This window comes from Burkholderia sp. Ax-1720 (genome assembly GCF_011753035.1).
Classification (GTDB): domain Bacteria; phylum Pseudomonadota; class Gammaproteobacteria; order Burkholderiales; family Burkholderiaceae; genus Burkholderia; species Burkholderia gladioli.
The window spans coordinates 1-783 of the sequence record NZ_VWWK01000466.1; the positions used below are offsets into that span (position 1 = coordinate 1).

The window sequence follows — 783 nt, forward strand, 5'->3', positions numbered from 1 at the left end:
GCGCCGACCGCGAGCGGCACGCGCACCGCGCGACGCACCTGGGCGGCGACGCGCTGGTTGACCTCGTCGGCGCCGCGCGCGCCGCTGCGGGTGGCGCACAGGATGCGGAAGCGGTTCAGCGCGTCGAACAGCGGCAGCGGATCGGGCTCGGCCGTGGCGAGCGCGGCGCGCAAGGCCTCGCCATAGGCGTCGAAACCGTGCGCGAGGCGCTCGATGGTGGCCACGGACAAGGCGTCGCCGCTGTCGTCGTAGTAGCGCGCGGCGGCGCCGGCTTCAGTCGACAAGGCATCGAGCGCGTCTTGCGCCGCGCCGCGGCGGATCGCCAGCGACAGCCGGCCGATCGGCGAATCGAGGCCGAAGCGGTAGTTGCGTTCGAGCCAGACGACGCAGTCGGCCAGGGGGGAGATGGCACCGACGGGAGGTGCCGGTTCGAGTCCGGCCTCAGGCACCGAAGCGCGCGCCTCCCGATTCATAACGGCGCCCGCGACATCCTGCTCGTCGATCCGCCAGGCATCGAGCCAGCCCAGTTCCTCGGGCTCGATCCAGGCATCGAGCGGCGCGCCCGCGAAGCTGTCGATCGATACCGCGGGCAGCGCGACCGGCTCGACGATCGGCGCCTCGTCGAAATCGAACAGGGAAGCCTGCGCCGGCGGCTGCTCCGCTTCGTCACGCGCCTTGCGCTTGCCGCGCGCCGTCGCGCGCGTGGTCGTCGAAGCCGGCCCGGCGGGCGGCGTCACCGCATCAGGCGCCGCTCCAGCCAGCGCCGGCGGGCCGCCCGCCTCC

At 74.2% G+C, this 783-nt stretch carries 1 pseudogene; it reads right to left on the reverse strand.

What is annotated here, in order from left to right:
• Positions 1-783 (reverse strand): annotated as a pseudogene (locus tag F3J18_RS38490) (exodeoxyribonuclease V subunit alpha); the annotation flags it as partial.